The organism is Cellulomonas hominis, assembly GCF_005239125.1.
Lineage (GTDB): Bacteria > Actinomycetota > Actinomycetes > Actinomycetales > Cellulomonadaceae > Cellulomonas > Cellulomonas hominis_A.
The window spans coordinates 1-6,002 of sequence record NZ_SZYE01000215.1 but is presented as its reverse complement, the minus strand read 5'-3'; the positions used below and the strand labels follow the sequence as shown (position 1 = coordinate 6,002).

Genomic DNA, 6,002 nt, shown 5'->3' with positions numbered 1-6,002 from the left:
TCGCGGTGACGCCGATGCCGATGCGGGAGTTCGCCTGGTTGCGGTCGGGGTGCCGCATCAGCCGGACCGCGATGGCGACCAGCGCGACCGGCACGGCCACGGCGACCCGGCCGAACGTGCCGGCGCCACCGACACACTCACCCTGACGGCGGCACCCCTCTTGACATGATCTGCACCGTTTGTCCTAATTTGCACCGCAACGACAGGCCTGCCGCGGGGCTCCCGCGCAGCCGCGACCAGCCCCGGCCGACGACTGCCACCCCGGGAGGGCGAAGTGACGGGTACCGCGTCCAGCGGCGACCGCCTGCCCGTCCTCTGGAGCCTCAACGGCCTGCGGGCCGCCGGCGCGCTGCTCGTGATGCTCTACCACGTCAACTCCTGGAACCTGCAGGTGGTGCGCGGCTCCAGCGCGTTCTACACCGGGGTCGGGCTGTTCTTCGTGCTCTCCGGGTTCGTGCTCACCTGGACCGCGCAGCCCGGCACCACGCTCGGCGCGTTCTACACCCGCCGGCTCGCCCGCATCCTGCCGAACCACCTCACGGCGTTCGCGATCGGCCTCGCGGTGACCGTGCTGGTCGTCGGGAGCCGGGTCGACCCCGGGACGCTGCTGTCCGGGGCGCTCCTCGTGCAGGCGTGGTCGCCCGACCGCGACGTGGTGTTCGCCGTCAACGGCGTCGCGTGGTCGCTGTCGTGCGAGATCGCCTTCTACGCCGCGTTCCCGGCGCTGCTCTGGACGCTGCGCCGGATGAGCGCGCGCACGCGGGCCCTCGTCGCCGGTGCCGCGCTCGCCGCCCCGGTGGCCGTCGCGCTGGCCTGGCCGACGCTGATCCCGGTGCTGTTCCACCTGCCGCCCGCCCGGCTGCCGGAGTTCCTGCTCGGCATGGTGACGGCGCTGGCCGTGCGCGAGGGCTGGCGGCCGCGGATCCCGGCGTGGGCGCTGCTCGCCGTGCTCGCCGCCTGCGTGCTCGGCGCGGCCGCCGTCGACGTCCACCCCACCGCGCTGACCGCCGTGCTCGCCGCGATCTTCGCCCCGCTCGCCGCCGGGTGCGCGTGGGGCGACATCGACGGGCGGAACCGGTGGGCGCTGCACCCGGCGGTCAAGCTGGGCGGGGCGCTGTCGTTCTCCTTCTACCTGCTGCACGAGCTGGTCATCAAGGTCGTCGTGGCGACGCCCGTGCGCGGCCCGGCGGCGATCGGGCTGGTGCTCGTCGCGTCCGCCGGGCTCGCGTTTCTGCTGTGGCGGGGCGTCGAGCTGCCCGCCCGCGCGCGCATCCTCGCGACGCTGCCGGCCCCGGCCCCGCGGCTGGGCGCCGCCCCGCCGCCGCACGCGCCCCACGGCCGGCGGGCGCGGCACAGCCGGCCGTGGGACGTGGCGTGGTCGTTCCCGCTCGCGGCGGGCGTGCCCGCGGCGGGCGCGGCCGGCCCGGGCGCGCCGGCGGACGGCGTCGCGTCCTCGGGGCCGGTGCCGCTCACGTCCGTCACGCCTTGAACAGGTGCCGTCGGATCGCGGCCACGTTGGAGAAGATCCGGATGCCCAGCACGACCACCACCCCGGTCGACAGCTGCGAGCCGACGCCGAGCTGGTCGCCGAGGAACACGATCAGGGCGGCCACGACGACGTTCGACAGGAACGACACGAGGAACACCCGGTCGTCGAACAGGCCGTCGAGCACGGCCCGGAACCCGCCGAACAGCGCGTCCAGGGCCGCGACCACCGCGATGGGGAGGTAGGGCTGCAGCGCCGCCGGCACCGTGGGCTCGAGCACCAGGCCCGCCACCACGCCGACGATCAGGCCGATCACCGCGATCAACTCAGTCCCCCTCGTTCTCGTCCGTGGACAGTGTGCCCGACGGCGACGGCGATCCCGTCGCCGACGGCGCCGCGCCGGGCAGGACGGGCACGCCCTCCGGCAGCTGCGCCGACCGCAGCGTCACGGTGCCGGCCGCGGGCAGGTGCAGGTCGCGCTGCGACGACACCCGGGTCGGGATGCCGTAGGTGGACTGCAGCACGGCGAGCAGCTGCCCGCCGGACGTGCGCGCGAGGGCGGTCTGCATGCCCTGCGGGTCGCCGATCGCCTCGACCGTGTACGGCCCGACCAGCGGCACGACGTCCACCAGGATCGCGTCCCCGGCGGTGCGGATCGCGGTGGTCGGGCCCAGACGCTCGCCGTTGACGGCGATCGCCTCGGCGCCCGACGCCCACAGCCCGTTGACCACCAGCTGCAGGTCGGAGTCGCGGACGCGGCCGTTCGGGTCGTCGTCGTCCGTGTCGGCGTCCTGCAGGGTGATCCGCAGGCCGTCGCCGGTCACCGCCGTCGCGCCCGAGGCCACGGAGTCGACCGCGAGCTGGTCGAGCAGCGGCGCGTCGACGCCGGACAGCGCCTGCTGCTGCAGCACCGCGATCTCGTCCGACAGCGTGCCGCTGCGCTCGCGCAACCGGTCCACCTCGGCGCTCCGCTCGGTGATCTGGCCGGCCAGCACCTCGCGCGCGGCGATCGCCGACGGCTGCGGGGCCCGCAGCGCGAGGACGGACCAGGTCGTGGCCGCGCCGAGGGCCACCGCCAGGGCGGCCACGGCCGCGGTGCCGAACCCGCCACGGCGCCGCGTCCTGCCGGCGGCGGCGCGGCGCTCGGCGGCCTCGCGGTACTCGGGGTCCAGCGGGTGCTGCGTCACCTCGGTCAGCAGCGACATCGAGGCGTCCGGACGGCGCCACACCGGGCTCCCCGTGGGGCCTCGGCCGGGTCGGTCCCCCGCGCGGGGGTCCGTCACGCCACCACCGTGCGGGGCTCACCCGCGTCCGCGCCGCCGCGCCGCCCCAGCAGCACCCACGCCTGGCGCACGTACAGCGCACCGGCGAACCAGTACAGGCCGACGCCCCACCAGGCGCAGGCCCAGCCGAGCACGGACGCCAGGTCGCCGACGATGCCGCCCCAGTGCGCGAGCAGCAGCAGGGGGAACGCGTACAGCAGGGCGAACGTCCCCGCCTTGCCGGCCAGGTGCACCTGCAGCGGCCCGTAGCCGTGCCGCGCCAGGACGACCAGCATCACGAGGAGCATCGCCTCGCGGGCCAGCAGCACGACGACCAGCCACCACGGGACGACCCCGCGGGCCGCGAGGCCGAGCAGCGTGACGAGGATGAACAGCCGGTCCGCCGCCGGGTCGAGCACCTGGCCGAGACGCGACACCTGCCCGAGCCGGCGCGCGAGCACGCCGTCGAGCCAGTCGCTGGCACCGGACACCGCGAGGACCCCGAGGGCCCAGCCGTCGTGCCCCGCCGCGATCAGCACCGCGAACACCGGCACCATCAGCAGCCGCACCAGGCTGATCACGTTCGGCACGGTGAGGACGCGGTCGCTCACCACGTCCCGCTCTGCCACAGCTCTCCCGCCTCGCACGCCCGATCGACCGGCCTCATCCTACGCAGGTGGGGGCCGCTGCCCGGGTCACCCCGCGCACCGGCCGCGTCGGGTCCCGCGCGGCGGCGGTCCGGCCGTGGTTCGCTGACCGCATGGCCCACGTGAACGACCCCGCCGTGATCGACCGCCTGCTCCGCACGCCCGCCACCTGGGCCGTCGTCGGCCTGTCCACCAACCGGGCGCGCGCCGCGTACGGCGTCGCCGCCTACCTGCAGGACCTCGGGCAGACGGTCGTGCCGGTGCACCCCCGGGCCGAGACGGTGCACGGCGCGGCCGGCGTGCGGACCCTGGCGGAGGTCGACAAGGGCGTCGACGTGGTGGACGTCTTCGTGAACTCGACGCTCGCCGGCGACGTGGTCGACCAGGCGATCGCGGTCGGGGCGCGGGCGGTGTGGCTGCAGCTCGGCGTGGTCGACGAGGCGGCCGCCGGACGCGCGGCGGCCGCGGGTCTGGACGTCGTGATGGACGCCTGCCCGGCGATCGAGGGGCGGCGGCGCGGCCTCGGCTGAGCCGGTGCCGCACGCCGCCGGGGGGCGTGTGCCGGAGGTCACCGCGCCCCGTCCACCCGTCCGGGCGCCGTCACCGGTAGACTGGTGGAACTCGGAGTCAGTCGCAGTGTCCCGTGATGTGCGTGCCGAGGCCCCCACCCCCAGTTCCTGACGTGGCGGCCTCGTGATGTGTGGGTGTGGGAGTGCGACCGCGTGGCCGACCGGAACCCGGGCGGCCCACAGCTCCCCCCAGCGACACGAAACGGTGCTGTCCTCCATGACGTCTGTGCTCGACCCTGCCCTGCCCGAGACCGCCCCCTCCCTCACCTTCGCCGACCTCGACCTGCCCGCGCCGCTGCGCGAGGCCGTCCTGGCGCTCGGCTTCACCACCCCCACCGCGATCCAGGCCGAGGCCATCCCGGCCCTGCTCGCCGGCCGCGACATCACCGGCGTGGCCCAGACCGGCACGGGCAAGACGGCCGCGTTCGGCCTGCCGCTCCTCGCCGCCGTCGACCCGGAGCTCCGCGAGGTCCAGGCGATCGTCCTGGCCCCGACCCGCGAGCTCGCGATGCAGGTCGCCGAGGCGCTCGAGTCGTTCGCGTCGAAGATGCCCGGCCTCGAGGTCGTCCCCGTCTACGGCGGCTCGCCGTACCTGCCGCAGCAGCGCGCGCTGCGCGGCGGCGCCCAGGTCGTCGTCGGCACGCCGGGCCGCGTGATCGACCACCTCGACCGCGGCTCCCTCCGGCTGGACTCGGTGCGGTTCCTCGCGCTGGACGAGGCCGACGAGATGCTCCGCATGGGCTTCGTCGACGACGTCGACCGGATCGCCTCCGCGACGCCCGCCCACAAGCAGGTCGCCCTGTTCTCCGCGACCATGCCGCCGGCCATCCGCCGCGTCGCCGCGCAGCACCTGACCGACCCGGTCGAGATCACCGTGGCGCGGCAGTCGTCCACGGTGTCGAGCGTCCGGCAGACCTACGCCGTGGTGCCGTTCCGGCACAAGGCCGGCGCCCTGGCCCGCGTGCTCGCGGTCTCCGACGCCGACGCGGCGATCGTGTTCGTCCGGACCCGCAGCGCGGCCGAGGACGTCGCCGTGTCGCTGGTCGAGCGGGGCGTCGCCGCCGCGTACATCTCCGGCGACGTCGCCCAGGGCGACCGGGAGAAGATCGTCGAGCGCGTGCGGTCCGGCGCGATCAACGTGCTGGTCGCGACGGATGTCGCCGCCCGCGGCCTCGACATCGACCGCATCGGCCTCGTCGTGAACTTCGACGTCCCGGGCGAGCCCGAGGCGTACGTGCACCGCATCGGCCGCACAGGCCGCGCGGGCCGCACCGGCGAGGCGCTGACGTTCGTCACCCCGAACGAGAACGGCAAGCTCCGCTCCATCGAGCGGACCACCCGCCAGCAGCTCGAGCAGATCCAGATCCCGTCCCCCGCGGACGTGTCGGCGCACCGCGTCGCCACCCTGCTGGGCCGGGTCCCGGCCCGCCTCGACCTCGGCCGCCTGGAGCTCTACCGCACGGCCGCCGCGGAGTTCCTGGCCGCGCACCCCGCGATCGAGGCGACCGACCTGGTCGCCACGCTCGCCGCGCTGGCCGTCGGCGACGAGGGCCCCGCGCCCCGCACCGCCGAGGGCGACGACATGGACGACGCGCTGTCCCGGGCGCACCTCACGCCCGAGCGCGGCGTCCGCCGCGACGACCGCGCCCCGCGGACGGGCGACGACCGCCAGCGCGACCGCGCCCGCCCGACCGGCGTCCCGCGGTACCGCGTGGCCGTCGGCCACCAGCACGGTGCGCAGCCCGGCGCGATCGTCGGCGCCCTGACCAACGAGGGCGGCCTGACCGGCAAGGACCTCGGGAAGATCGACATCTTCTCCACGTTCTCGCTGGTCGAGATCCCCGCCGGCCTGAGCACCGAGGCGTTCGACCGCATCGGCCGCGCCCGCGTCGCCGGCCGCCCGCTGCGCATCCGGGTCGACGCCGGGCATCGCGTTCCAGCGCAAGGTCGACATGCAGCTCGCGTCCAAGATGCGCTTCGTGTCGGCGCAGCTGATCGCGCTGTACGAGGGCGACCTGTGGCTGCGGTCCGCGCGGCA

Annotated in this window: 6 protein-coding genes; 3 read left to right on the top strand and 3 right to left on the bottom strand. The window is 75.7% G+C overall.

Features of this window, described 5'->3' with window-relative positions:
• Nucleotides 1-274 precede the first annotated feature (274 nt).
• Nucleotides 275-1,489 carry an acyltransferase family protein gene (locus FA014_RS17355; protein WP_154730887.1) on the top strand — a complete coding sequence of 405 codons (1,215 nt, stop codon included), beginning with the start codon at nt 275-277 and terminating at the stop codon, nt 1,487-1,489.
• Here the strand turns inward: FA014_RS17355 and FA014_RS17350 are convergent.
• From FA014_RS17350 to FA014_RS17340, 3 genes are all read right to left on the bottom strand, one after another.
• Nucleotides 1,479-1,811, bottom strand: coding sequence for a small basic family protein (locus FA014_RS17350; protein ID WP_147796766.1), 333 nt, complete (start codon nt 1,809-1,811; stop codon nt 1,479-1,481). The two genes, FA014_RS17355 and FA014_RS17350, sit on opposite strands and share 11 nt — an antisense overlap.
• Nucleotide 1,812: 1 nt before the next feature.
• Nucleotides 1,813-2,691, bottom strand: coding sequence for a DUF881 domain-containing protein (locus FA014_RS17345; RefSeq protein WP_154730886.1), 879 nt, complete (start codon nt 2,689-2,691; stop codon nt 1,813-1,815).
• A 74-nt stretch (nt 2,692-2,765) separates the two neighbouring features.
• A complete protein-coding gene (locus FA014_RS17340; protein WP_154730885.1) occupies nt 2,766-3,377 on the bottom strand; it encodes a CDP-alcohol phosphatidyltransferase family protein in 612 nt (203 codons plus the stop codon).
• 131 nt (nt 3,378-3,508) lie between these two features.
• On the opposite strand from FA014_RS17340, the gene FA014_RS17335 reads away from it, so the two are divergent.
• Both FA014_RS17335 and FA014_RS17330 read left to right on the top strand, forming a co-directional pair.
• Nucleotides 3,509-3,925, top strand: a complete 417-nt coding sequence (locus tag FA014_RS17335) for a CoA-binding protein (RefSeq protein WP_154730884.1) — start codon at nt 3,509-3,511, stop codon at nt 3,923-3,925.
• A gap of 256 nt (nt 3,926-4,181) precedes the next feature.
• A partial coding sequence (locus FA014_RS17330; RefSeq protein ID WP_154730883.1) for a DEAD/DEAH box helicase occupies nt 4,182-6,002 on the top strand: 1,821 nt, incomplete at its 3' end.

Bases quoted from the DNA above. Each gene is read 5' to 3' on its own strand.
- FA014_RS17345 (WP_154730886.1), bottom strand. From the start codon at position 2,691: ATGTCGCTGCTGACCGAGGTGACGCAGCACCCGCTGGACCCCGAGTAC.
- FA014_RS17335 (WP_154730884.1), top strand. From the start codon at position 3,509: ATGGCCCACGTGAACGACCCCGCCGTGATCGACCGCCTGCTCCGCACG.